Source organism: Diaphorobacter sp. MNS-0 (assembly GCF_019602835.1).
Lineage (GTDB): Bacteria > Pseudomonadota > Gammaproteobacteria > Burkholderiales > Burkholderiaceae_C > Diaphorobacter > Diaphorobacter nitroreducens.
In genome coordinates, this window is sequence record NZ_CP080761.1 from 1,052,351 (window position 1) to 1,075,983 (window position 23,633).

Consider the following 23,633-nt stretch of genomic DNA (forward strand, 5'->3'; position numbering starts at 1 on the left):
TTTTTCCACCAAACACAATTTGATGAGGAGATTTCGCATGCAACGTCGCAACCTGCTGGCTTTGGCGCTGGCGGCCACCGCGGGCACCGCCTTCGCCCAGGGCTACCCCAACAAGCCCGTCAAGCTGCTGGTGCCCTTCGCGCCCGGCGGCACCACCGACATCATCGCCCGCGTGATCGCCGACCCACTGTCGCGCGCGCTCGGCCAGTCGGTGGTGGTGGAGAACCGGGGCGGCGGCGGCGGCGTGATTGGCGCGCAGGAAACGGCGCGCGCAGCACCCGATGGGTACAACCTGGGCGTGGCCACCGTGTCCACCACGGCGGCCAATCCGGCCATCAACTCCAAGATCCCGTACAACCCGATCACGGACTTCACGCCCATCATCAACATCGCGGCCACGCCCAACATCATCGCGGTGCACCCCAGCTTCCCGGCCAAGGACTACAAGTCCTTCCTGGCGGAGATCCAGAAGAACCCCGGCAAGTACTCGTACGCGTCCTCGGGCACAGGCGGCATCGGCCACCTGCTGATGGAGCTGTACAAGAGCCTCACCAACAGCTTCGTCACGCACATTCCCTACCGCGGCGCGGGTCCGGCACTCAACGACACCGTGGCGGGTCAGGTGCCCATCATCTTCGACAACCTGCCCTCGGCGTTGCCTTTCATCAAGAGCGGCAAGCTCGTGCCCATCGTGGTGTCCGCGCCGCAGCGCGTGGCGGCGCTGCCCAATGTGCCCACCTTCAAGGAAGTGGGCCTGGAGCCGGTGAACCGCATGGCCTACTACGGCATCCTGGGTCCCAAGAACCTGCCCAAGGAGGTGGTGGACAAGATCAACGGCGGCGTGAAGAAGGCGCTCGAAGATGCCGCCGTGCGCAAGCGCATCGAGGACACCGACTCGATCATCGTCGCCAACACGCCCGAGCAGTTCGCCGAGCAGATCAAGGCCGAGTTCGGCGTGTACAAGCAGGTGGTGCAGAAGCAGAAGCTCACGCTGGAATAAGCGCGCCCCCAGCCCTCTGAAAAACGCCCGCCTGCCGCGGGCGTTTTTTTGATGCTATGGTTTTCGCCATGTTGCCCGACAGCCAGAACGCCATAGACCCCTTCATCGACGCCCTGTGGCTGGAGGACGGCCTGTCGCGCAACACGCTGGCCGCCTACCGCCGGGACCTCACGCTGTATGCCCAATGGCTGGCGCAGCAGAACCCTCCGCTGGCGCTGGATGCCACGGCCGAGCACCACCTGCAGGGCTACTTCGCTGCCCGCCACGCGCAAACGCGCGCCACGTCGGCCAACCGCCGCCTCACCGTGCTGCGGCGCTACTTTCACTGGGCATTGCGCGAGCGGCGCATCGAAGCCGATCCCACAGTGCGCCTGCAGGCCGCGCGCCAGCCGCTGCGCGTGCCTAAGACGCTGACGCAGGCGCAGGTGGAGGCCCTGCTGCATGCGCCGGACGATGCCACGCCGCTGGGCCTGCGCGACCGCACCATGTTGGAGCTGATGTACGCGAGCGGCCTGCGCGTGAGCGAGCTGGTCACGCTGAAAACCTTCCACCTGGGGCTGGCCGAAGGCGTGCTGCGCGTCATGGGCAAGGGCGGCAAGGAGCGGCTGGTGCCCTTTGGCGAAGAGGCGCACCGCTGGCTGCAGCGCTACCTGGCCGAGGGGCGTGGCGCCATCCTGGGCGGGCAGCAAACGGATGACCTGTTCGTCACGCAGCGCGGCGCGGCCATGTCGCGCGTGATGTTCTGGGTCATCGTCAAGAAATGCGCGCAGGCTGCAGGCATCACCGCGCCGCTGTCGCCCCACACGCTGCGCCATGCCTTTGCCACGCACCTGTTGAACCACGGTGCGGACCTGCGCGTGGTGCAACTGCTGCTGGGCCACGCCGACATTTCCACCACCACCATCTACACCCACGTGGCGCGCGAGCGGCTGAAGGCGTTGCATGCGCAGCACCATCCGCGCGGTTGAAGGGGCATGGCGCGGAGTGCCGGCGGACAGCGGCAAACGGGTGAAAAATCGCGCTCTTTCTTGAAACTCTGGAGTTGCAATGACAGATTCCGTGCGCCGTCGCGTGCTGGCCTCCCTCGCGCTGGCTGCCGCGCTGCCCCTGGGCGCGCAGGCCCAGACTTGGCCCGCCAAGCCCATCCGCATCATCGTGGCCTATCCCGCGGGCGGCGTCAGCGACGTGGTCGCCCGCGCGTTGGGCGACAAACTGTCCGAACGCCTGGGCACGGCCGTGGTGGTGGAGAACAAGGCCGGCGCGGGCGGCACCATCGGCATGGACGCGGTGGCCAAGGCGGCGCCCGATGGCTACACGCTGGGCTTCTCGGCGATCAGCCCGCTGGTGCTCAACCCGCACCTGGGCACGCCGCCGTACGACGCAACGCGCGACATCGTGCCCGTGGCCAGCGTGATGTACTCGCCCGTGCTGTTGTTGGGCACGCAGGCCGCCAAGGAGCGTGACTTCCGCAGCCTGCTGGCGACCGCCAAGGCGCAGCCGGGCCAGGTGCGATGGGCCACATCGGGGCTGGCGTCGCTGGGCCACATCATGCTGGAACACATCATGCAGGGCAGCGGCGTGCAGATCACGCACGTGCCCTACAAGGGCGGCGGGCAACAACTGAACGATGCGCTTTCGGGTCAGTTCGAGGTGCTGTCCACCAACGCCGGCCCGGCCGTGATGCAGCAGATCAAGGCGGGCAAGCTGCACCCGCTGGCCGTGGGTGCGCCCGCGCGGCTGACCACCCTGCCGAACGTGCCCACGCTGGGCGAACTGGGCCTGCCCGCGGCCAACCTGAATTCGGTGTTCGGCATGTTCGCGCCAGCGGGCGTGCCGGCCGCGGTGCTGGAGCGCTTGAATGCCGAGATCAACCGTGCGCTGGCGCTGCCCGACATCCAGGCGCGCCTGGAGGCTTCGGACAACGTGCCCACGGGCGGCAGCGCCGAGGCATTTCGCCGGCAGATCGCGGCGGAGTCGCAGCGCAACGCGCGCATCATCCGCGCCGCCAACATCCGCCTGAACTGACGGCTGCCCCCGTGCGCGCGCCGGCCGGCCCGCGCACAGGGGGCATCGGGTTTATTCGTCGGCCGTCAGGCTCTCGGCCCAGGCCAGTGCCTGCAGGTGGGCCCAGTTGACCTGGCGGTTGGACAGGTGCAGCGCTTCGGCCGTGCGCGCGAAAGCCTCGTCGTCACCGCTTTCGCAGGCCTTGGTGAGCTCCAGGAAGGGGGCGAACACGCCCTTGTTGTGCAGCAGTGCGTCAAGCACCGGCTGGGGCAGGGCCACCGTTTCCAGGGCGCGCTCCAGCGGCACGCCCAGCATCGCATCCAGCAGTGAGAAGACCCCCACCACGAAGGCGTTGTCGCATTCCTCGGGGGGCAGCAGCTCGGCGGCCAGCAGTTCCATGAGGCGGCCGCGCACCACGGCCGTCTGGCCCACGGCGGGCGGCGAGCCGCTGGCGCGCGAGGTGGTCATCAACAGTGCCGCCCAGCGGAACAGCTTCTTCAGGCCCAGGATCATCACCGCGTGACGGAACGAGGTCACCTCGCACGACAGGCCGAAGCCCGAGGAATTGATGAAACGCAGCAGGTTGAAGGACAGCGTGGGGTCCTTCTTGAGCAGCTCCTCGATCTCTCCGGTGCTGGCCTGCTGGCGCACCAGGTTGATGAGCTGGATGATGGTCGCCTGCGAGGGTCGGATGGTTTGCGCCTTGACCAGCGAGGGCTGCGCGAACCAGTAGCCCTGGAACAGCTTCACGCCCAGCGAAGCCATGCGCTGGTACTGTTCGGCCGTTTCTACCTTCTCGGCCACCAGGGTGGCCTGCGAGTGGGCCTGGGCGAACTTCACGAGCGGCTCGGCGAGCTCCGGCTTGAAGGCCTGCATGTCCAGCTTGATGAACGAGGCCAGAGGCACCCAGCTGCTGTAGGCGCGCCGCAGCACGTCCTGGCTGAAGGCCAGCCGAAAGCCGCGCGTGCGCACCGCTTGCAGCGTGGGGATGTACTGCTCGATCTGCTCGGCCGTGGCCTGGGCGCCGAGTGTGGGTACTTCCAGCACCACTTTTTCAGGGTGGATCAGCTCCAGGTGTCCGCCGGCCAGGCTGTCGTGCGTGCAATTGATGAAGACGGTTTTCTTGCCCACCAGCGCCTCGGAGCCCGCATACGACAGCGCGTTGAACAGCAGCGCCGCATCGCTGGCGGCGGTGTGCGCGTCCGCGGCGGTGGACCGGTCGAACAGTTCGTAGCCAAAGACGGTGCGCTGTTCGTCCAGGATGGCCTGTCGTGCGATGACGACCTGGTTCTGCGCCTCGGTGGCCTCGGGTGACGGCTGGGCGGAATCGGCGGGGAGCTGTGCGGCGGTGTCTGGAAGGCTCGACATGGATGGCGTGGGAAGTTCGTTGGATTCTAGGAGGTCGGCGCGGCAGTGGCTCAGGCGGGCGCCATCTGGTCCGCCCAGGCCAGGGCTTGCAAGTGGGCCCAGTTGATCTGCTGGTTCGTCAGGTGGAGCGATTGGGCGATCTGGTCGAAGGTGTGGTCGTCGCTGGTCTCGCAGGCTTCGGCCAGTGTCAGCAGCTGGCCGTACACGTTGCTGCGTTGTAGCAGGGCAGTGGACAGCTCTTCGGGCAGGTTGAGCAGCCCCACGGCGGAGGCCAGCGGCATGCCGAGCATCTGGTCCAGCATGGAGAAGATGCCGATCACGAACGCCTGGTCGGCTTCTTCGGCGGGCAGAAATTCCTGGGCCAGCAGTTCCATGAGGCGGCCGCGCACCACGGCCGTCTGTCCCACGGCCGGGGGCGTACCGCCGCTGCGCACCGCCGTGAGCAGCAGGGCGGCCCAGCGGAACAGCTTCTTGAGTCCCAGCAGCAGCACCGCCTGGCGAAAGGAGGTGATCTCGCGCGTCATGCCCAGCCCCGCGGAGTTGATCAGGCGCATCAGGTTGAAGGCCAGCCCAGCATCCTTTTTGAGGACCTCTTCGATCTCGTCGGTACTGGCCTGGCTGCGCACCAGGTTGAGCAGCTGCACGATGCTCGCCTGGCCGGGGGTGAGCAGTTTGGCCTCCACCAGCGTGGGACGCGAGAACCAGTAGCCCTGGAACATTTCCACGCCCATGGACGACACCATGTCGTACTGTTGCGCGGTTTCGAGCTTTTCCGCGATCAGTTCGGCCTGGGAATGGCGCCCCGCGTAGTTGATCAGCACCGCGAGCTGGTCGCGCGCAAGCACCGACATGTCGAGTTTGATGTAGTCGGCCAGCGGCAGCCAGGGCGCGTAGGTGGACTCCAGCACCGTGTGGTTGAAGGCGAGGTGAAAGCCGCGGCTGCGCAGCGCCTGCAGGATGGGAAGCCGCGCATGCACCTCGGCCGCGGCCACGTGGCCCAGCGGAGGGATCTCCAGCACCACCTTGTCGGGGTTCACCAGTTCCAGGTGCCCGCCCGTCAGGCTTTCGTGGGTGCAGTTCACGAAAATCAGCATCTTGCCCACCAGCTCTTCGGTGCCCGCATGCGACAGCGCGGTGAAGACCAGGATCACATCGCTGGCGGCCGTGTGGCCGACGGTGGAGCGCGAGCGGTTGAAGAGTTCGTAGCCGACGACCGCCTGTTGGCCGTTCATGATGGCCTGGCGGGCGATCATCGAGCCGGTGCTGCCAGCCTGGGAGGCGCCGGCCGCCGAGGGAGAAGCGGGAGGTGTGGGGTTCGTCATGGAATGCCTGGGCGTGTGCGGGATACCGGGCGATGCGGATGCCCGCCGCAGGCGCGAGGGCTGGCGGCAGCGGCGTGGCGTATCGCTGCTGGCATTGTAGGGAAGAACCCCCGATGGCTGGGGGATGGCAGTGCGGCTGGAGGCGATTCAGCCGTGCTGCAGCCAGCGCATCTCCGCCTCGCTGAAACCGGCTGCGCGGCGTGCCGCCTCGTTCAGCGGCGGCTTCGGGCGGGGGGCTTCGTAACGCTGGACCAGCGCGGCGTAGTGCGCCACGGGGTCCAGTCCGGCGCGCGTGCACAGCCAGCCGTACCAGTGGTTGCCGATGGCCACGTGGCCCACTTCCTCGCGCAGGATGGTGTCCAGGATCGCCACGGCGGCCAGCGCGTCCGGTGTACCGACCTGGCGCAGCTTGTGCTGGATCAGCGGCGTGGCGTCCAGTCCGCGCGCCTCCAGGGTGCGCGGCACCAGGGCCATGCGCGCCACGATGTCGTCGGCCGTCTTCTCGCACATGCTCCACAGGCCCTGGTGCGCGGGAAAGTCGCCATAGTCATGGTGCAGTTGCCGGCGCAGGTGGTCACGCAGCAGGCGAAAGTGCTTCGCCTCCTCGGCCGCCACGCGCAGCCAGTCGCGGTAGAACGTCTCGGGCATGCCCGCAAAGCGCCAGATGGCGTCCAGCGCGAGGTTGATGGCGTTGAACTCGATATGGGCGATGGCGTGGATCAGCACCGCGCGCCCCTCGGGCGTGGCGGGCGAGCGGCGTGCCACGGCGGTGTGGTGCAGCAACTGCGGCCGCGCGGGGCGGCCGGGCAGGGTGTCGGCGGGCGGGGCGGTGAGACGCGTTTCCGTCGCTATTGAAATGCGAGCTGCTTGCGCATACATATCCAGCGCTGCGGCCGATTTTTCTTCAGGGTCGCAGAGGCGCAAGACCTCCAGGGCACGTTGGCGAAGCTCCATCCCTACAATTCTAGGTTCCCCCTACACAAACAACGGAGACAGACAAGCGATGGCGATCTATGAACTCGACGGCGTGGCGCCGCAGGTGGCCGCATCGGCCTGGGTGGCCGACAGTGGCCAGGTGATGGGCGACGTGGTGCTGGGCGAGGACGCCAGCGTATGGTTCGGCACCGTGGTGCGTGGCGACACGGCGCGCATCACCATCGGCGCGGGCACCAACGTGCAGGACGCGAGCGTGCTGCACGCCGACATCGGCCAGCCGCTGGTGATCGGTGAGCGCGTCACCGTGGGCCACCAGGTCATGCTGCATGGCTGCACCGTCGGGGATGAATCACTGATCGGCATTGGCGCCATCGTGCTCAACGGCGCGAAGATCGGCCGCAACTGCCTGGTGGGCGCCGGCTCGCTGGTCACCGAGGGCAAGGAGTTTCCCGACGGATCGATGATCCTGGGCAGTCCGGCCAAGGTGGTGCGCCAGCTCACGCCGGAGCAGATCGAAGGGCTGCGCCAGAGTGCGCGGCATTACATGGAAAACGCGCGCCGCTTCAAGGCGGGTCTGCGCAAGCTGGGGTAATAGCCCGGCCATTGATTGACTGGAAATACTGCGTGTCCGAACTGCACAAGTTTTTGTTTGATGGCCTGCCCGTGCGCGGCATGATCGTGCGCCTGACCGACGCCTGGACAGAGCTGCTGCGCCGCCGCGCGGCCAACACCGAAACTGGGCCATACCCCGCGCCCGTGAGCGAGCTGCTGGGTGAGATGGCCGCCGCCGGCGTGCTGATGCAGTCGAACATCAAGTTCAACGGTGCGCTGGTGCTGCAGGTCTTTGGTGACGGCCCCGTCAAGCTGGCCGTGGCCGAGGTGCAGTCCGACCTGAGCCTGCGCGCCACCGCGTCGGTGTCGGGCGAACTGCCCGCGAACGCGGGCCTGCCGGACATGGTGAACGTGGGCGGCGGCGGGCGCTGCGCCATCACGCTGGACCCCAAGGACCGTCTGCCAGGCCAGCAGCCCTACCAGGGTGTGGTGCCGCTGTATGGCGACCACCAGGAAAAGCTGCACAAGCTCAGCGACGTGCTGCAGCACTACATGCTGCAGTCCGAGCAGCTCGATACCACCCTGGTGCTGGCTGCCAACGACCAGGTGGCCGCGGGCGTGCTGATCCAGCGCATGCCCCTGAAGGGCGAGGCCAACCTGGCCGGCGGCCATGGGCGCGAGGACGAGGACCAGATCGGCCGCAACGAGGACTACAACCGTATCGCCACCCTGGCGAGCAGCCTCACGCGCGAGGAGCTGCTCACGCTGGACGTGGACACCATCCTGCGCCGCCTGTTCTGGGAGGAAAAACTGCTGCGCTTCGCGCCTCAGCAGGGCGATAGCGGCCCGCGCTTCGCGTGCTCCTGCAGCCGCGAGCGTGTGGGCAACATGCTGCGCAGCCTGGGCACGGAAGAGGTCGAGAGCATCCTGGAGGAGCGTGGCAACATCGAGGTGGGCTGCGAATACTGCGGCCAGCAGTACCACTTCGACCCGGTGGATGCCGCGCAGCTGTTCACCGATCCGCACAAGCAGCCGCCCGCGCCGTCGCGCATGCAGTGATCCAGGCGGCCGCTCTGGGCGGCTTTCGCGAGCCAGCCTGCGCGCCGCGGCGCTGCAGGCGGTCGCGCTTCAACGAGCGTGAAGCGTCCGCCTCACGCCCCTGCACCCAGGCCGCGCAGCGCGGTGAACAGCCGATGCTCGCACTGGGGCTCCACGCATTCTTCGCAACCCCAAGCGCGCAGCCGAGGATGGCTGGGTTCCGACTCCAATTCGGCCTCAACGTTTGATGGATAAGCGCGAGTAGCTATTAAATCAATAGCGTTTAGTGCATTGCGAAGTTGCGCCGCTGGCGGCCCGTACAGCACCTGGTAGGCCGTGCCGGCCTGGGCCAGCGCGGCGCGCAGTTGCAGCTCGTGTGCATCGGGAAGGTCCAGTGCGCACAGCAGCGTGAGGTCCGCCGGCAGGGCTGGCAGATCGGGGCCGGCCGCCGCGACTGCGAGCGCGGGACAGTGCTGAGCGATGCCGTCGCGTAAGGCGGTGCAGGCGGGCGCGTGCGCGCCCAGGATGGCGATGCGCACCGCCGCAGCGCCGGGCACGGGGCCGGGCGAGAGGCTCACTTGCGGGCCGGGGTGACGTGCACGTAGATCTCGCCAGGCTTGACCATGCCCAGTTCGCTGCGCGCCTTTTCCTCGACCATCTCCAGGCCGTCCTTCAGGTCCTGCACTTCGGCGGCCAGGCGCTCATTGGCCTGGCGCGCCTGCGCATTCGCCGCCTGCTGGGCGGCGATCTGCCGGCGCATGTCCTCTACATGGCCGACACTGCCGCGCCCGGTCCACAGCTGCGCGTGGATCCCCACGAGGAGCAGCAGCAGGGCGAGCGGAACGATGCGTGTGCCCATGGCGGGGCGCAGCGGCGCGGGTGGGCTTAGCGCAGGTTGTAGAACGCGGCGCGGCCGGGATAGAAGGCGATGTCGCCCAGGTCTTCTTCGATGCGCAACAGCTGGTTGTACTTGGCGATGCGGTCGGAGCGCGAGAGCGAGCCGGTCTTGATCTGGCCGGCGTTGGTGCCCACGGCGATGTCGGCGATCGTCGAGTCCTCGGTCTCGCCCGAGCGGTGGCTGATCACGGCGGTGTAGCCGGCGCGCTTGGCCATCTCGATGGCGGCGAAGGTCTCGGTCAACGTGCCGATCTGGTTGATCTTGATGAGGATCGAATTGGCGATGCGCTTGTCGATGCCTTCCTTCAGGATCTTGGTGTTGGTCACGAACAGGTCGTCGCCTACCAACTGCACGTTCTGGCCCAGGCGCTCGGTCAGGGTCTTCCAGCCGTCCCAGTCGCCCTCGGCCATGCCGTCTTCGATGGAGATGATGGGGTACTTGTCGCACCAGGTGGCGAGCATGTCGGTCCACTGCTGGGCGGTCAGGCGCAGGCCGCCTTCGCCTTCCAGGACGTACTGGCCGTCCTTGTAGAACTCGCTGGCGGCGCAGTCCAGGCCCAGGGCGATCTGCTCGCCCGCGGTGTAGCCGGCGGCTTCAATCGCCTGCAGGATCAGCTGGATGGCGGCTTCGTGGTTTTCCACGGAAGGCGCAAAACCACCTTCGTCGCCCACGGCGGTGCTCATGCCCTTGTCGTGGATGATCTTCTTGAGCGCGTGGAACACCTCGGCGCCCCAGCGTACGGCCTCGCGGAAGCTCGGTGCGCCCACGGGGATGATCATGAACTCCTGCAGGTCCAGGCTGTTGTTGGCGTGCGCGCCGCCGTTGATGACGTTCATCATCGGCACGGGCAGCTGCATGCCACCCATGCCGCCGAGGTAGCGGTACAGGGGCAGGCCGGACTCTTCGGCAGCGGCGCGGGCCACGGCCATCGAGACGGCCAACATGGCGTTGGCGCCCAGGCGGCTCTTGTTGTCGGTGCCGTCCAGGTCGATCAGGGTCTTGTCCAGGAAGGCCTGCTCGGAGGCGTCCAGGCCCAGTACGGCCTCGCTGATCTCGGTGTTGATGTGCTCCACGGCCTTGAGCACGCCCTTGCCCAGGTAGCGGGCCTTGTCACCGTCACGCAGCTCGATGGCTTCGCGCGAGCCGGTGGACGCGCCCGAGGGCACGGCCGCGCGGCCCATCACGCCCGATTCCAGCAGCACGTCGCATTCGACGGTGGGATTGCCGCGGCTGTCCAGCACTTCGCGGCCTACGATGTCAACGATGGCACTCATGGGTTTCCTTTTGCGGAAGTTTTTAATCAAATTGGCCGCTAGCGCTTTTCCATCAAGCGCTGGCAGCTATCAAATGGGTAGCATCAAAGGCCTTCGACGCACACCAGCCGCATGATGGCTGCGCCCTCGGGCGCCGCACGGGCCTTGCCGTATTCGGGCGAATGGTAGAACGCCTTGGCCGCCTCGAAGCTGGGGAACTTGGCGATCACCACACGCTCGGGCTGCCAGTCGCCCTCCATCACCTCCACCTGGCCGCCACGCACGCAGATCTCGGCGTTGTGCGCCGCGAAGGCGGCGTCTTGTATTCCTCGTACTGCGCGGGGTTGGTCACGCGGACGTTGGCGATGATGTAGCCGCTGGGCATGGTGTCAGGCTCCAAAGTTGTTTTCGAGAAAACCGTTCTTCTTGGTCACGTCGTCGAGCGCCACCAGTGTTTCAAGCAACGCGCGCATGTGCTTGAGCGGCACGGCGTTGGGGCCGTCCGACCATGCCTCGGCGGGCTTGGGGTGCGTTTCCATGAACAGGCCCGCCACGCCGACGGCCACGCCGGCACGGGCCAGCACGGGCACCATGTCGCGCGCGCCACCGCTCACGGCGCCCAGGCCGCCGGGCTTCTGCACCGAGTGGGTCACGTCGAACACCACGGGCGCGCCGGAATTGCGCATCTCGGCCAGGCTGGTCATGTCGGCCACGAGGTTGTTGTAGCCAAAGCTCACGCCGCGCTCGCAGGCCAGGAAGCGGTCTTCCGACAGGCCCACCTCGCGCGCGGCGGCGCGGGCCTTGTCGATGACGTTCTTCATGTCCCAGGGTGCAAGGAACTGGCCCTTCTTGATGTTCACCGGCTTGCCGCTTTGCGCCACGGCACGGATGAAATCCGTCTGGCGGCACAGGAAGGCCGGGGTCTGCAGCACGTCGACCACGCTGGCCACTTCGGCCACGTGCGAGGTGTCGTGCACATCGGTCAGGATGGGCAGCTGCAACTGGCGGCGCACTTCGTCAAGGATCTTCAAACCGGCATCCAGGCCGACACCGCGCTTGCTGGTGCCGGACGAGCGGTTGGCCTTGTCGAACGAGCCCTTGTAGATCAGCGGGATGCCCAGCGGCGCGCAGGCCTCCTTGAGTTGGCCGGCCACGTCGAGCGACATCTCCAGGCCTTCAATGGAGCAGGTGCCTGCGATCAGGAAGAAGCGATGTTGAAGGCCAACGTCGAATCCGCACAGCTGCATGGGCTTTCCTTCCAATCAGGCTTTCGCCGCTGGCTTCTGGTGTTCCACGGCCGCCTTGATGAAGGCGTTGAACAGCGGGTGGCCGCTCCAGGGCGTGGACTTGAACTCGGGGTGGAACTGCACGCCGATGTACCAGGGGTGAACGCTCTTGGGCAGCTCGACGATCTCGGTGAGGTGCTCGCGCTGCGTGAGCGCCGAGATCACCAGCCCGGCGCTGCGCAAGCGGTCCAGGTACTGCACGTTGGCCTCGTAGCGGTGGCGGTGGCGCTCGGTGACCACGTCGCCGTAAATGCTGTGCGCCAGGGTGCCGGGCTGCACGTCCGAGCTCTGCGCGCCCAGGCGCATGGTGCCGCCCAGGTCGGAATTCTCGGAGCGCGTCTTGATGGTGCCGTCCTCGTCCTTCCATTCGGTGATCAGGGCGATGACCGGATGCGGCGTGGCGGGGTCGAACTCGGTGGAATTGGCGCCCTGCAGGCCCGCCACGTGGCGCGCGTATTCGATGGTGGCCACCTGCATCCCCAGGCAGATGCCCAGGTAGGGCACCTGGTGCTCGCGCGCGTAGCGCGCCGTGGAGATCTTGCCCTCCACGCCGCGGCTGCCGAAGCCCCCGGGCACGAGGATGGCGTCGTAGGCACCGAGCCGCTCGCGAGCGTTCGCGTCGGTGATGTCTTCCGAGTCCAGGTGGTCGATCTTCACGCGCACATGGCTTTGCATGCCGGCGTGCTTGAGCGCCTCGTTGACGGACTTGTACGCGTCCGACAGCTCCACGTACTTGCCCACCATGGCGATCTTCACCTCGCCCTGCGGGTGCTCGGTCTCGTGCACCAGCGCGTCCCAGCGCTTGAGGTTGGCGGGCGGTGTGTTCAGGCGCAGCTTGTCGCAGATCAGGCCGTCCAGGCCCTGCTCGTGCAGCATGCGCGGCACCTTGTAGATGGTGTCCACGTCCCACATGCTGATCACGCCCCACTCGGGCACGTTGGTGAACAGGGAGATCTTCTCGCGCTCCTCGTCGGGCACGGCCTGCTGGGCGCGGCACAGGAGGGCGTCGGGCTGGATGCCGATCTCGCGCAGCTTCTGCACCGTGTGCTGCGTGGGCTTGGTCTTGAGCTCGCCGGCCGTGGCGATCCAGGGCAGGTAGGTCAGGTGCACGAAAGCCGAGTTGTTCGGCCCCAGCTTGAGCGACAGCTGGCGCACGGCCTCCAGGAAGGGCAGGGACTCGATGTCACCCACCGTGCCACCGACCTCGCAGATGGCCACGTCCACGGCGTCGTCCGTGTCTATGCCCGCGCCGCGCTTGATGAACTCCTGGATTTCGTTGGTCACGTGCGGGATCACCTGCACGGTCTTGCCGAGGTAGTCGCCGCGGCGCTCCTTCTCCAGCACACTTTGGTAGATGCGGCCGGTGGTGAAATTGTTGGCCTGCTTCATGCGCGTTTCGATGAAGCGCTCGTAGTGGCCGAGGTCCAGGTCGGTTTCGGCGCCGTCGTCGGTCACGAAGACCTCACCATGCTGGAACGGTGACATGGTGCCCGGGTCCACGTTGATGTACGGGTCGAGCTTGATGAGGGTGACTTTGAGACCCCGCGATTCGAGGATCGCGGCAAGGGAGGCTGAGGCGATTCCCTTGCCCAGGGAAGACACCACACCGCCGGTGACGAAGACGAATTTGGTCATGTCTTTGATGGTGGTGGGAAATTGGGATTGTAATCAGCCCACTGCAGGGATGCAGTGGCAGGGGCCATGCCCTCTGCTAAATTGCGCCCCCATGAACGAACAGTTGGCTGGCAAACACATTGTCCTGGGCTTGAGCGGCGGCGTGGCCTGCTACAAATCGGCGGAACTGTGCCGGTTGCTGGTGAAGGCCGGCGCCACGGTGCAGGTTGTGATGACCGAGGCGGCTGCGCAGTTCATCACGCCCGTGACCATGCAGGCGCTGTCGGGACGCAGCGTCTACACCTCGCAGTGGGACGCGCGCGAGGCGAACAACATGCCCCATATCAACCTGAGCCGCGAGGCGGACGCGATCCTCATTGCGCCGTGCAGCGCGGACTTCATCGCGCGGCTGGTGCAGGGGCGGGCCGACGAGTTATTGAGCCTGCTGTGTCTGGCACGGCCCCGGGATCGGGTGCCGTTGCTGCTGGCCCCCGCCATGAACCGCGAGATGTGGGGCCACCCGGCCACTCAGCGCAACCTGGCCCAGGTGGCGCGCGACGGCGCGACGGTGCTGGGCGTGGGCTTTGGTGACCAGGCCTGTGGCGAGACGGGCGACGGCCGCATGCTGGAGGCCGCGGAGATTCTGGAGGAACTGGAGGCCTTCTTCACCCCCCAGTTGCTTACGGGCCAGCACGTGCTGATTACCGCTGGCCCCACCTTCGAGGCCATTGACCCGGTGCGCGGCATCACCAACCTGTCCAGCGGCAAGATGGGCTTTGCGATTGCCCGCGCGGCGCGTGCCGCTGGCGCACAGGTCACATTGGTCGCCGGGCCGGTGCATCTGCCCACCCCGCGGGGCGTGCGGCGCATCGACGTGCGTTCAGCACAAAACATGCTTGCAATCGTTGAGGAGCAAGCGCGAGAAGCTACTATTTTCATAGCTACGGCCGCGGTGGCGGACTGGCGTCCCGCCACTGCTGCGCTGCACAAGATCAAGAAGGACGGCACGGGCGACGTGCCGGCGCTGGAGTTTGTGGAGAACCCCGACATCCTGGCCACGGTGGCGCGCACCGAGCGCGCGCGCGCTGGCCGTCTGTACTGTGTGGGGTTTGCCGCCGAGAGCGAGAACCTGCTGGAGCATGCCAGCGCCAAGCGCGAGCGCAAGGACGTGCCGTTGCTGGTGGGCAATATCGGCCCGGCCACGTTCGGGCAGGACGACAATGCGCTGCTGCTGGTGGACGCGCAGGGCCATCGTGAACTGCCCCGTGCTTCCAAGGAGGCGCTGGGCCATCAGCTCGTGGCGGAGATCGCGCGGCGCCTTGCCGCCGTTTGAGCGGGTAGGGGTGCACCGGTTGGGCGATGATCGCGGGCTCGGCTCGCGGTGCTGCCGGCGTGACGCCGCCCGACCATTCCTTTGAACCTCTGCTCCCATGAAAATCGACGTCAAGATTCTCGACCCCCGCATGGCGGATCAATTGCCAACGTATGCCACGCCCGGCAGCGCGGGGCTGGACCTGCGCGCGTGCCTGGACGCGCCGCTCACGCTGGAGCCCAACGCCTGGCAATTGGTGCCCACGGGCATCGCCATCTACCTTCAGGACCCGGGCTATGCCGCGCTGATCCTGCCGCGCTCGGGGCTGGGCCACAAGCACGGCATCGTGCTGGGCAACCTGGTGGGCCTGATCGACAGCGACTACCAGGGGCAACTCATGGTCAGCGCGTGGAACCGCAGCCCCCAGGCCTTCACCCTGCAACCCATGGAGCGCCTGGCGCAGTTGGTCATCGTGCCGGTGGTGCAAGCCCAGTTCAACGTGGTGCAGGAGTTTCCGGCCAGCGAGCGCGGTGAGGGCGGCTACGGCTCCACGGGCAAGCACTGAGCGCCAGCGCCGCTGTCGGCACCTGCCTACATGGCGGGTGCGCACTTCACTACGAGGCCCGCCGGGCATGGCCGGCAGTGTGCAGGATGCTGTGGTGCTTCAATCTCCCAATGGGTGGCCGCTTTCATGTAGCCATGCTTGCATTGTTGAACCAAGGAGATTTCCATGCGTCCTCATTCCCGCTTCATCGCCTTGGCCGGCTCCGCGCTGGTGGCTGGCGCACTGGTCGCCTGCGCCGAACAGCCGCGCTATTCTGACTACCATCCGACGCCCGGCTACACCAGCCAACCGGCGCCGGGATACACCACCTACCCCAATCAGCAAGGTACCGAATACGGCACCGTGGCCTACATCGAGGGACTGCAGGCGCGCAACCGCACCTCCGGCGCTGGCGCGATCCTGGGTGCCGTCGTGGGCGGCGTGCTGGGCAATCAAATTGGCTCGGGCTCCGGCCGCACGGCGGCTACCGCCATCGGGGCAGTGGGTGGAGCGGTGGCGGGCAATGCCATCGAAGGCCGCAATAACACCGGTGATTACGAGGCCTATCGCATCACGGTGAACCTGGACCGGGGCGGCCAGCGGGTGTACGAAGTGCCGTCGCCAGGCGATTTGCGCACCGGCGACCGCGTGCGGCTGTATGGCGGACAGATATCGCGCATGTAAAACGATTGACGCGCCGATGGCGGCGCCGCGCACACACAACGGGCTCCCGAGGGGAGCCCGTTTTTTTGGGGCTGTGTGTCGAAAAGTGCGTGGTTTAGTGGATCAGGTCGCTGCCCGGCGCCTGCGGCTGAATGCGGAAAAACCCCGTGCCCGCTGTGCCACGGCCGATTTCCTCCTCCGTGGCTTCGCGCACCGCGTGCACCTTGAGCTGCAGCCGCAGTGCGATGCCTGCCAGCGGATGGTTGCCGTCCAGCACCACGTGCTCAGGGTAGATCTGCGCCACGGTGTACAGCGCGTCGCGCGGTGCATCGGGGTTGACGCCTTGGGGCAAAGCCGTTCCCTCGAACGTCATGCCTTCTTCGATATCCGCGGGAAACAGTTGGCGGGGCTCCAGGAAGAGCAGCTTGTCCTGGTAGTCCCCAAAAGCTTCCTCGGGCTCCAGGTGCAGCGAGAGTTCGGCGCCGGCGCCATGGCCCTGCAGGGCCTGGTCGATGCGGCCCAGCAGGTCGTCGCCTCCCACGAGGAATTCCACGGGATCGTCGAGCACATCCAGTTCCTCGCCCAGCGTGTCTTTCAGGACCCAGGTCAAGGCGACCACACATTGTTCGGTAATTTCCATAGGAGAATTGTCGCAGTTCACTGCCCTGCCGCGCGCGCGGCCATTTTGATTCCATGGACGTTCAACAACCGCTGGCCCTGCTCGGGGGCCTGAGCCCGGCGCAGTTCATGCGCCGCCACTGGCACAAGAAGCCGCTGCTGGTGCGCCAGGCCATCCCCGGCTTCAAGCCGCTGCTGAGCCGCGCCGAACTGCTGGAGTTGGCGGGGCAGGACGGTGTGGAGTCGCGCTTCATCCAGGACAAGGCCGGCCAATGGGTGCTGCGCCACGGGCCGTTGGCACGCCGCTCCCTGCCGTCCCTGGCCACGCCGCGCTGGACCGCGCTGGTGCAAGGCGTGGATCTGCACAACGATGCCGTGCACGCGCTGCTACAGCAGTTCCGTTTCGTGCCCGAGGCGCGGCTTGATGACCTGATGATCAGCTACGCCACCGACGGCGGAGGCGTGGGGCCGCATTTCGACAACTACGACGTCTTCCTGCTGCAGGCCCATGGGCGGCGGCGCTGGCGCATTGGCCGGCAAAAGGACAAGACGCTGCGCCCCGGCTTGCCGCTGAAGATCCTCGCGGCTTTCGAGCCCGAAGAAGAGCATGTGCTCGAGCCCGGCGACATGCTCTACCTGCCCCCGGGCTGGGCCCACGATGGCATTGCCGAGGGGGAATGCATGACCTATTCCATCGGCTTTCGCTCGCCCAATGGTGCCCAGTTGGCGCATGAGGTGCTGCAGCGCATGGCGGAGGCGGCGGCCGACGAGGAGGGGGCCATCTACCGTGACGCACAGCAGTCCGCTGTTGCGAACCCGGGAGCCATCCCGGCCGCGTTGCAAGACTTCGCACGCAAGGTGGTGCAGCGCGCGTTGCAGCAGCCTCAGGCGCTGGAGTGCGCGCTGGGCGAGGCTCTGACCGAACCCAAGCCCAACGTGTGGTTCGAGCCGTCTCCGGCGGGCATGCTGGAGAGCGTGGTGCTGGACCGGCGCACGCGCATGATGTATGACGACAGGCATGTGTTCATCAACGGCGAAAGCTATCGCGCGGCCGGTCGCGATGCGGTACTGATGCGTCGCTTGGCCGACGAGCGTCTCCTGGACTCGCGGGACCTCGCGCGGGCGAGCGATGAAGCATTGGAGCTGCTGTCCGCCTGGTGCGAGGCAGGCTGGGCCCATGCGGGCGCGCAGGCCTGACGTGTCGCCGCCGGAGACAAACCATGGAAGACGCCATCTCGCACGCACAGTCATCGCTGCCCGCTGGCCGGTTTGAAGGGCGGGTGGCATTTCAGCAACTGGTGCGCGATGCCCTGGCATGCGCTGCGCGCGAAGGTTGGCCCGAGCTCATCCTGTCGGACGCCAGCTTCCACGATTGGCCGTTGGGGGAGCGCTCCGTGGCCGATTCCCTGCAGGACTGGGCGCGGGCGGGGCGGCGCTTCGTGCTGGTGGCGGCGGGGTTCGATGAAATCGTGCGGCGGCACGCGCGCTTTGTGCAGTGGCGCGTGCGCTGGGACCACATCATTGTCTGCCGCAAGGCGTCCGTCGCAGATCCGCAGGATGTGCCCAGTGCACTGTGGTCGCCGCTGTGGGCGCTGCAGCGGCACGACCCGGTGCGGTGCAACGGCGTCGCCGGCGCCGAGCCGGAGCGCCGCATCATCCTGCGCGAATCGCTGCAGGAGTGGGTAGACCGCAAGAGCACTCCTGGATTCCCTGCATCCGTACTTGGCCTGTGACGGATTCACCCTCTTTGTAACAAGGGTAGCCAGTTATTCGTGTTATCTACTATTGACGAAATCTTTCTATAATTCCGAACTGGTTTTGCCCCCCGGCGTTTGCTTCGCAAAGCGTAGCGCCACTGCCTGACTAGCCGCGTGGATGGCGGCATTGGGCTGTTTGATAACAATCGTTCCGCTTGATAGGACACCAAATGAAGAACTCCGTCGTTCTGGCTGCTTTGATCGCTGCTGCCGCTCTCGCCGCTTGCGGCAAGAAGGAAGAGCCCGCACCTGCTCCCGCTCCTGTGGAAGCTCCTGCTCCCGCACCGGCTGTTGAGCCCGCACCTGCTCCCGCGCCCGCAGCGTCTGTCGAGGCACCTGCTGCTGCCGCTACCGACGCAGCTTCCGATGCCGCCAAGGCGGCTGCTGATGCTGCTGCTGCCGCCGCTACCGGCGCTGCCGCTTCCGAAGCCAAGTAAGAACACTCTGATGCCGGGCCCCTCCAGGGGCCGGGCTTGCTGCAAACCCCGTACCGCAAGGTCGGGGTTTTCTTTTTTAGGCAATGGCTCAGTAGCTGGCCTCGATCCAGGGAGTGCCCTCGCGCGGATCGGCCACTACGATGTCACTTGCATGCCACCCCACAGCTTGCGCCAGAGCGGATTGCGCGAGATCCGGTCGGTTGTTGTGTGCGCTCAGGTGTGCAGCCACCACGTGTCGCAGATTCGGGTGATGTACGGCGTGCAGGATGTCCGCGCTGACATGGTTGGGAAGGTGCCCACGCGGACCTGCGATGCGCCGTTTCAGGAACACGGGATAGTCGCCCGACGCCAGAAGGTCGGCGTCGTGGTTGGCTTCGAGCAGCAGCGCGTGACAACCCTGCAGCCGTTCCACCACCGTTTCTGCCGCATGGCCCAGGTCGGTCAGTAGGCCGATGTGCGTCGCGCCATCGCTGCAGCGCAAGTGCAATGGTTCACGTGCGTCATGCGGCACGCTGAAAGGATGTGCGCAAAAGCTGCCCATATCGACGGGTACGCCATCGCACGCCACATGCAACAGGCCGTCAAGGTCGGGTGACCCTAGGGCGCCGTAGGTGCCCTCGCTCATCCAAACGGGGATGCGTTCGCGCAGGGCGAGCTTCAGCACGCAGCCCACATGATCGGAATGCTCATGCGTGATGAAGACGGCATCCAACTGCGCCGGGGCCGTACCGGCAGCCTCCAGGCGCCATTGCAGTTGCCGGATGCCCAGCCCGCAATCCACGAGCAGGCGCCGGGTATGCGCGCCGCTACGCCCTTCAACCAGCGTGGCGTTGCCGGTGCTGCCGCTGGCCAGATTGCGAAAGCGCAGCATCGTGTAGGCGCAAGCGGCGCGGCGCCGCCCCTTTTACTTCAGATCATCCGCGAGCACGCGCACGATGCGCTGTGCATTGGCGGAGGTCTCGGGCGCGCCTGCGGCGTTGAGCACAGACACGGTGCTTCGGTTGCCCTCGCTGCGCACCACGATGCGGTACTTCAGCGGCGGCACCGCGTCGGGCGAGCGGCTGAACAGCTTGCTGAAGAAGCCTTGCTCCTTCTTCTCGGTCGGGGCGACGTAGCGTACGAAGTACACGCCCTGGCTGCGGTCTCGGTCCTCCACGGTGAAGCCGGTGCGGTCCAGCGACACGCCCACGCGGCGCCACGCGCGGTCGAAGCCTTCATCAAGCTGCACCACCGGCACGTTGTCCACCGTGGCCATGCGCGCGGACGGGGCGGAGGGTACGGGCGCTGCGGCGGCGGCCTTGGATTGCTCCTCGCTCACGCCCAGCTTGACCATCAGCCGGCGCAGGAATTCGGTTTCCAGTTCCGGATCGGCCGGGCGGGGCTGCCAGACGGTGTTGTCCTTCTGGGTGTTGGTGTAGACCTCCACCATGCCGCGGTGGCTGATGTAGATCTCCGTGCCGCCGCTGGCGTTGCGCTCCAGGCGGGTCCGGAACTTGTCGCGTTCGCCCGTGGAATACAGCGAATCGAAGACCTTGCCAATCGTGGAGCGGATGATGTCCTGCGGCAGCTTGGCGCGGTTTTCGGCCCAGTCGGTCTCCAGCAGGCCGAGCTTGGGTTGTTCCAGCACGTACACGAAGCCGTTTTCGATCCAGAAGTCACGCACCGGGTCCCACAGTTGGTCGGCAGGGCGGTCCACCACCAGCCATCGTTGGTTGCCGTCGCGCTCGATGCGTACGTCTCCAATGGACTTCGGGGCTGCGCTCGCCGCGCCGCGGGGCTGTTGCGCCTGGCCGGCTTCGAAAGCGGCAGCAGACACGACGCCGCCAGGCACCGTGTAGCGTGTGTCGCGCGAGAGCTGCGTCAGGTCCGGAGGCACCTCCAGCGTTGCCCCCTTGGTGGCGCTTTTGTAATCGATCTTGTCGTTCTCCAGCACGGAGCAAGCAGACAGGGTCACGGCAAGGCCCAGCAGGCCCAAACGGGTGGTAGCGTTCACGCGAAAATCCTCATTGATCCAGATTCGGCCGGGAGCGTTCCAAATACGCTGCAAGCTGGCAACAGGCTGGGTGAAATTAGAGCTTAGAGCAGCCCCGCGGCGCGCAGGGCGGCCTCGACCACGGCTTCGTTGCCCTGGCTCAGGGGCGTCATGGGCAGGCGCAGAGCGCCGCCGCACAGGCCCATGCGCTGCACAGCCCACTTCACGGGGATGGGGTTGGCCTCGACGAACAGTTGCTTGTGCACGGGCATCAGGCGGAACTGGATCTCCATGGCGCGGCGGGTGTCACCGGCCAGCGCGGCCACGCACAGCTCGTGCATCAGGCGAGGCGCCACGTTGGCCGTCACGCTGATGTTGCCCTGGCCGCCGCACAGCATGAGCGCCACGGCCGTGGGGTCATCGCCGGAATACACGGCAAAGCCCTTGGGCACGTCGCGGATGAGCCATTGCGCGCGTTCGATGTTGCCTGTGGCTTCCTTGATGCCCACGATGCCGGGCACCTGCGTGAGGCGCAACACCGTTTCGTGCTGCATGTCCGCCACCGACCGGCCGGGCACGTTGTACAGCACCATCGGCAGGTCGCCCACGGCCTCGGCGATCGCCTTGAAGTGGCGGTACTGGCCTTCCTGTGTGGGCTTGTTGTAATAGGGCACGACCTGCAACTGGCTGTCGGCGCCGACCTTCTTGGCGAACCTGGCCAGCTCGATGGCCTCGGCCGTGGAATTGGCGCCGCAGCCCGCCATGATGGGTACGCGCTTGGCGGCTTGTTCCACGGACACGCGAATGATTTCGCAGTGCTCCTCCACGTTCACCGTGGGCGATTCGCCGGTCGTGCCCACCACGCCGATGCAGTCGGTGCCTTCTGCGATGTGCCAGTCGATGAGTTTGCGCAGCGCGGGGTAGTCCACACTGCCGTCGTCATGCATGGGCGTGACGAGGGCGACGATGCTGCCGGTCAGGGGGGCGCTGGGAGAAGTCATGTCCGCGTTCAAAAACGGTAAAAAGACATTCTAACTAGACGGGGCCCTGCAGCGGCGCGCGCAGCGGCGCGCGCAGCGGCTCGTCCATGGACGGCGCAGGCCGCACGGCGGCGATGCGCTGCACGAAGCGCGCGGGCCCATCGAGAAAGCCTTCCTCGTAAGCCACGATGCGCAGGTCCCGGCAGGCCTGCAGCAGTTCGCCCGGCCTCAGCAGGAATTCGGCCCGCGCGGGCCGGCCGACAGTTTCGTTGCCCACGGCGAAGGTCTCATAGAGCAGCACGCCACCGGGCGCCACGCTGTCCACGATGGTGGGCAGCAAAGGACGCCACAGGTAATTGGTGACCACCACGCCGGCAAAGCGCTGCCCGGGCAGGGGCCAGGGGCCAGCCTCGATATCCGCAACGATCGTTGCGCCCCATGGTGCTATGCTTTCGATAGCTTCTAGGGCTTTATCTATGCCCGTTACCGGGTGTTTTCTTTCATGGAACCAGCGCATGTGACGGCCGTGACCGCAAGCCACGTCCAGCACACTGCCGCCCGCAGGCACCAGGTGGGACCAGCGCTGTATCCATTCCGAGGCCGCGGGCAGCGGCGCATGGGCGGTGCCGTGCGGGGCCATCGTCAGAAGCAGGCCCAGATCTGGTCCGCCAGCGTCAGCATGAAGTCGGGCTGCAGGTACAGCGCGAACACCCCCAGCAGCACCGCGAGCAGCGCAGCTGCGACGATCGACCGCTTGTACAGGGTGCGCATGGTCAGGCCGCCTGAGGGGTGGCGCGCACGATGGCGCCCTCGCGTACGGGCAGGTTCACCAAGCCGGCGAGGATGCCCAACACAATCGCCAGGTACCACACGATGTCGTAGCTGCCCGTGCGGTCATACAGATAGCCGCCCAGCCACACGCCCAGGAAGCTGCCGATCTGGTGGCTGAAGAACACGAAGCCGCTGAGCATGGACAGGTGCTGCACCCCGAAGATCTGCGCAACGGTGGCATTGGTGGGGGGCACCGTGGACAGCCACAGTGCGCCGATCACGGCCGAGAACACGTAGACCGACAGCGGCGACAGCGGCACCAGCAGGAAGATGGTGATGGCCACGGCACGGGCGAAATAGATGAACGCCAGGATGTGGCGCTTCGGGATCCGTTGGCCCAGCGAGCCCGCGATATAGGTGCCGAACACGTTGAACAGCCCGATCAGCGCCAGCGCATAGCTGGCCACCTGGGGCGTGAGGCCCTGGTCGCGCAGATAGCTGGGCATGTGCACACCGATGAACACCACCTGGAAGCCGCACACGAAGTAGCCGGCGGTGAGCAGCAGGAAGCTGCGGTAGCGCAGCGCCTCGGCAAAGGCCTCGCCCACGGACTGGGTACGTTTGACGGGGGCGCTGCCATGAAAGCCCGGCTCGCGCAGGCCGAAGGCCAGCGGAACGATCAGGATCACCATGGCCGAGAGCACCAGCAGGGCCTCTTGCCAGCCCAGGCGCAGGATCAGTTGCCCCTCCAGCGGCACCATGAGGAACTGGCCGAACGAGCCCGCCGCAGCGGCCACGCCCATGGCCCAGGAGCGCTTGTCGGCCGGGATCTGCCGGCCCAGCACCCCGTAGATGATGGCGTAGGTGGTGCCCGCCTGTGCAGCGCCGATCAGCACGCCCGTGGTCAGCGAAAACAGCAGCGGCGTGGGAGACAGCGCCATGCCGGCCAGGCCCATGGCGTAGAGCGCTGCGCCGCCGATCAGCACGCGGAAGGCGCCCAGGCGGTCGGCCAGCATGCCGCCAAAGATGCCGAACAGACCCCAGGACAGGTTCTGAATGGCCATGGCCAGGGCAAAGGTCTGGCGTGTCCAGCCCATGTCCTGGGTGATGGGCTGCAGCCACAGGCCGAAGCCGTGCCGGATGCCCATGGACAGAGTGACGATGGCGGCGCCGCAGATCAGCACCTGGGCCATGGACAGTTTTCGGGTTGCGTCGTGCATCCGGCGAATGTAGCGAAAACCCGTTTCGCCTGCTTGGCGCCCCCTGTGCAGCACGCTGGCGGGGCAAGAAAGCGTCACCATCCTGGTT

Annotated in this window: 26 protein-coding genes and 1 pseudogene; 11 read left to right on the forward strand and 16 right to left on the reverse strand. The window is 66.6% G+C overall.

Annotation, left to right across the window (positions count from 1 at the left end; genetic code table 11):
- Nucleotides 1-37 precede the first annotated feature (37 nt).
- The 3 genes from K2L43_RS05080 (at nt 38) to K2L43_RS05090 (ending at nt 3,025) form a co-directional block, all read left to right on the forward strand.
- Complete coding sequence (locus tag K2L43_RS05080; RefSeq protein WP_047349579.1) at nt 38-1,000, forward strand: tripartite tricarboxylate transporter substrate binding protein BugE; 963 nt, start codon at nt 38-40, stop codon at nt 998-1,000.
- A 68-nt stretch (nt 1,001-1,068) separates the two neighbouring features.
- Nucleotides 1,069-1,968, forward strand: a complete 900-nt coding sequence (gene xerD, locus K2L43_RS05085; protein ID WP_220638627.1) for a site-specific tyrosine recombinase XerD — start codon at nt 1,069-1,071, stop codon at nt 1,966-1,968.
- A gap of 79 nt (nt 1,969-2,047) precedes the next feature.
- Nucleotides 2,048-3,025: a tripartite tricarboxylate transporter substrate binding protein gene (locus K2L43_RS05090; protein WP_220638628.1), complete on the forward strand. Its 978-nt coding sequence runs from the start codon at nt 2,048-2,050 to the stop codon at nt 3,023-3,025.
- 51 nt (nt 3,026-3,076) lie between these two features.
- Here the strand turns inward: K2L43_RS05090 and K2L43_RS05095 are convergent, their stop codons facing one another.
- From K2L43_RS05095 to K2L43_RS05105, 3 genes are all read right to left on the reverse strand, one after another.
- Nucleotides 3,077-4,372 (reverse strand): EAL and HDOD domain-containing protein, encoded by a 1,296-nt coding sequence (locus tag K2L43_RS05095; RefSeq protein ID WP_088887471.1) that lies wholly within the window; start codon nt 4,370-4,372, stop codon nt 3,077-3,079.
- Between the two features lie 50 nt (nt 4,373-4,422).
- Nucleotides 4,423-5,694: an EAL and HDOD domain-containing protein gene (locus K2L43_RS05100; protein ID WP_103737327.1), complete on the reverse strand. Its 1,272-nt coding sequence runs from the start codon at nt 5,692-5,694 to the stop codon at nt 4,423-4,425.
- A 147-nt stretch (nt 5,695-5,841) separates the two neighbouring features.
- Nucleotides 5,842-6,648: a ferritin-like domain-containing protein gene (locus K2L43_RS05105; protein ID WP_220638629.1), complete on the reverse strand. Its 807-nt coding sequence runs from the start codon at nt 6,646-6,648 to the stop codon at nt 5,842-5,844.
- 49 nt (nt 6,649-6,697) lie between these two features.
- Between K2L43_RS05105 and K2L43_RS05110 the strand changes: the two genes are divergently transcribed.
- Entirely contained in the window at nt 6,698-7,222 is a 525-nt protein-coding gene (locus tag K2L43_RS05110; protein ID WP_011804433.1) for a gamma carbonic anhydrase family protein, read from the forward strand.
- A 32-nt stretch (nt 7,223-7,254) separates the two neighbouring features.
- Nucleotides 7,255-8,241, forward strand: coding sequence for an Hsp33 family molecular chaperone HslO (locus K2L43_RS05115; RefSeq protein ID WP_088887469.1), 987 nt, complete (start codon nt 7,255-7,257; stop codon nt 8,239-8,241).
- Between the two features lie 92 nt (nt 8,242-8,333).
- Here the strand turns inward: K2L43_RS05115 and K2L43_RS05120 are convergent, their stop codons facing one another.
- The 6 genes and pseudogenes from K2L43_RS05120 to K2L43_RS05145 all read right to left on the reverse strand — a co-directional run bounded on the left by K2L43_RS05120 (nt 8,334) and on the right by K2L43_RS05145 (nt 13,292).
- Nucleotides 8,334-8,798 (reverse strand): hypothetical protein, encoded by a 465-nt coding sequence (locus K2L43_RS05120; RefSeq protein ID WP_220638630.1) that lies wholly within the window; start codon nt 8,796-8,798, stop codon nt 8,334-8,336.
- Complete coding sequence (locus K2L43_RS05125; protein WP_011804436.1) at nt 8,795-9,079, reverse strand: septum formation initiator family protein; 285 nt, start codon at nt 9,077-9,079, stop codon at nt 8,795-8,797. The genes K2L43_RS05120 and K2L43_RS05125 overlap by 4 nt, the downstream gene beginning before the upstream one ends.
- 26 nt (nt 9,080-9,105) lie before the next feature.
- Nucleotides 9,106-10,392 carry a phosphopyruvate hydratase gene (eno, locus tag K2L43_RS05130; RefSeq protein WP_015912643.1) on the reverse strand — a complete coding sequence of 429 codons (1,287 nt, stop codon included), beginning with the start codon at nt 10,390-10,392 and terminating at the stop codon, nt 9,106-9,108.
- An 83-nt stretch (nt 10,393-10,475) separates the two neighbouring features.
- Nucleotides 10,476-10,756: pseudogene (locus K2L43_RS05135) on the reverse strand (DUF1330 domain-containing protein).
- A gap of 4 nt (nt 10,757-10,760) precedes the next feature.
- A complete protein-coding gene (gene kdsA / locus K2L43_RS05140) occupies nt 10,761-11,618 on the reverse strand; it encodes a 3-deoxy-8-phosphooctulonate synthase (RefSeq protein ID WP_220638631.1) in 858 nt (285 codons plus the stop codon).
- A gap of 15 nt (nt 11,619-11,633) precedes the next feature.
- Nucleotides 11,634-13,292, reverse strand: coding sequence for a CTP synthase (locus K2L43_RS05145; RefSeq protein ID WP_220638632.1), 1,659 nt, complete (start codon nt 13,290-13,292; stop codon nt 11,634-11,636).
- Between the two features lie 91 nt (nt 13,293-13,383).
- Here K2L43_RS05145 and coaBC point away from each other — a divergent pair, with 91 nt between their 5' ends.
- The 3 genes from coaBC (at nt 13,384) to K2L43_RS05160 (ending at nt 15,811) form a co-directional block, all read left to right on the forward strand.
- Entirely contained in the window at nt 13,384-14,604 is a 1,221-nt protein-coding gene (gene coaBC, locus K2L43_RS05150) for a bifunctional phosphopantothenoylcysteine decarboxylase/phosphopantothenate--cysteine ligase CoaBC (RefSeq protein ID WP_103737321.1), read from the forward strand.
- Between the two features lie 97 nt (nt 14,605-14,701).
- Nucleotides 14,702-15,148: a dUTP diphosphatase gene (dut, locus tag K2L43_RS05155; protein WP_015912648.1), complete on the forward strand. Its 447-nt coding sequence runs from the start codon at nt 14,702-14,704 to the stop codon at nt 15,146-15,148.
- Nucleotides 15,149-15,313: 165 nt separating this feature from the next.
- Entirely contained in the window at nt 15,314-15,811 is a 498-nt protein-coding gene (locus K2L43_RS05160) for a glycine zipper 2TM domain-containing protein (protein ID WP_015912649.1), read from the forward strand.
- Between the two features lie 94 nt (nt 15,812-15,905).
- Here K2L43_RS05160 and K2L43_RS05165 read toward each other — a convergent pair whose 3' ends face one another.
- The gene (locus K2L43_RS05165) at nt 15,906-16,430 is read right to left on the reverse strand and encodes a peptidylprolyl isomerase (RefSeq protein ID WP_220638633.1); all 525 of its coding nucleotides are present in this window, start codon (nt 16,428-16,430) and stop codon (nt 15,906-15,908) included.
- A 53-nt stretch (nt 16,431-16,483) separates the two neighbouring features.
- Here K2L43_RS05165 and K2L43_RS05170 point away from each other — a divergent pair, with 53 nt between their 5' ends.
- From K2L43_RS05170 to K2L43_RS05180, 3 genes are all read left to right on the forward strand, one after another.
- The gene (locus tag K2L43_RS05170; protein WP_103737320.1) at nt 16,484-17,605 is read left to right on the forward strand and encodes a cupin domain-containing protein; all 1,122 of its coding nucleotides are present in this window, start codon (nt 16,484-16,486) and stop codon (nt 17,603-17,605) included.
- A gap of 23 nt (nt 17,606-17,628) precedes the next feature.
- Complete coding sequence (locus tag K2L43_RS05175; RefSeq protein ID WP_015912652.1) at nt 17,629-18,141, forward strand: hypothetical protein; 513 nt, start codon at nt 17,629-17,631, stop codon at nt 18,139-18,141.
- Nucleotides 18,142-18,335: 194 nt separating this feature from the next.
- A complete protein-coding gene (locus K2L43_RS05180; protein WP_041835919.1) occupies nt 18,336-18,602 on the forward strand; it encodes a hypothetical protein in 267 nt (88 codons plus the stop codon).
- Nucleotides 18,603-18,690: 88 nt separating this feature from the next.
- Here the strand turns inward: K2L43_RS05180 and K2L43_RS05185 are convergent, their stop codons facing one another.
- The 6 genes from K2L43_RS05185 to K2L43_RS05205 all read right to left on the reverse strand — a co-directional run bounded on the left by K2L43_RS05185 (nt 18,691) and on the right by K2L43_RS05205 (nt 23,545).
- Nucleotides 18,691-19,473 carry an MBL fold metallo-hydrolase gene (locus tag K2L43_RS05185; protein WP_088887461.1) on the reverse strand — a complete coding sequence of 261 codons (783 nt, stop codon included), beginning with the start codon at nt 19,471-19,473 and terminating at the stop codon, nt 18,691-18,693.
- A gap of 33 nt (nt 19,474-19,506) precedes the next feature.
- Nucleotides 19,507-20,595, reverse strand: coding sequence for an outer membrane protein assembly factor BamC (gene bamC, locus K2L43_RS05190; RefSeq protein ID WP_015912654.1), 1,089 nt, complete (start codon nt 20,593-20,595; stop codon nt 19,507-19,509).
- An 83-nt stretch (nt 20,596-20,678) separates the two neighbouring features.
- Entirely contained in the window at nt 20,679-21,575 is an 897-nt protein-coding gene (dapA, locus tag K2L43_RS05195; RefSeq protein ID WP_011804449.1) for a 4-hydroxy-tetrahydrodipicolinate synthase, read from the reverse strand.
- Nucleotides 21,576-21,609: 34 nt separating this feature from the next.
- A complete protein-coding gene (locus K2L43_RS05200; protein WP_220638634.1) occupies nt 21,610-22,194 on the reverse strand; it encodes a bifunctional 2-polyprenyl-6-hydroxyphenol methylase/3-demethylubiquinol 3-O-methyltransferase UbiG in 585 nt (194 codons plus the stop codon).
- 2 nt (nt 22,195-22,196) lie between these two features.
- Nucleotides 22,197-22,325 carry a hypothetical protein gene (locus tag K2L43_RS19000; protein ID WP_011804451.1) on the reverse strand — a complete coding sequence of 43 codons (129 nt, stop codon included), beginning with the start codon at nt 22,323-22,325 and terminating at the stop codon, nt 22,197-22,199.
- A gap of 2 nt (nt 22,326-22,327) precedes the next feature.
- The gene (locus tag K2L43_RS05205) at nt 22,328-23,545 is read right to left on the reverse strand and encodes an MFS transporter (protein WP_011804452.1); all 1,218 of its coding nucleotides are present in this window, start codon (nt 23,543-23,545) and stop codon (nt 22,328-22,330) included.
- Nucleotides 23,546-23,633: the final 88 nt, after the last annotated feature.